Below are 560 nucleotides of genomic sequence, written 5' to 3'. Positions count from 1 at the left end.
GTCACGGGTCAAACCTAAAATATGGGGTGAATAACCCCATTATCTGTGGATAACTTTAGCTCTCTTGTCTCTCATTCTTTCTCAATAAGATTCATCACGTATTACATCAGAAATTATATGATAAAATATTGTTTTCTATAAATAAAATACCTTCAAAAATGAACCAAAATGTGGTTAATAAATGGTTATGATTTGTTGCCATTTTTTGAGAGTGAAAGGATTTTAGTATGACAGAAAATGATATTCTTTTAACTGACCGTGAAAGTGCAAAATTGCTTCATATGAGTGTTTCAACATTCCGCCGTCATGTAACCAATGGCTCTCTCCCAAAACCTTTAAAATTTGGCTTTTTATCGCGTTGGTTACAATCGGATCTTTTGAATGTAATCGAGCAAGCAAAACAGCAACGTTATAATGACGCGGCATAAAAAAAACCTTATCACGTAAGGACGGACAAGGCTTTCTCAAACTCATCAACCTGGAGCTTTATTTGGTGTAAATTCAAGGCTTTCTCTGCTGAAGCAAGACTTAAGGTTTGCATTCAAGTTGTTCTGAATGCT

Annotated in this window: 1 protein-coding gene; it reads left to right on the top strand. The window is 35.0% G+C overall.

What is annotated here, in order from left to right:
* Positions 1-227: 227 nt before the first annotated feature.
* The gene (locus tag ACFIQE_RS11325; RefSeq protein WP_015856172.1) at positions 228-428 is read left to right on the top strand and encodes an AlpA family transcriptional regulator; all 201 of its coding nucleotides are present in this window, start codon (positions 228-230) and stop codon (positions 426-428) included.
* Positions 429-560: the final 132 nt, after the last annotated feature.

Source organism: Bartonella sp. AA1HLJMS, assembly GCF_042197445.1.
GTDB lineage: Bacteria > Pseudomonadota > Alphaproteobacteria > Rhizobiales > Rhizobiaceae > Bartonella.
This window is presented reverse-complemented; position numbering and strand designations above follow the sequence as displayed.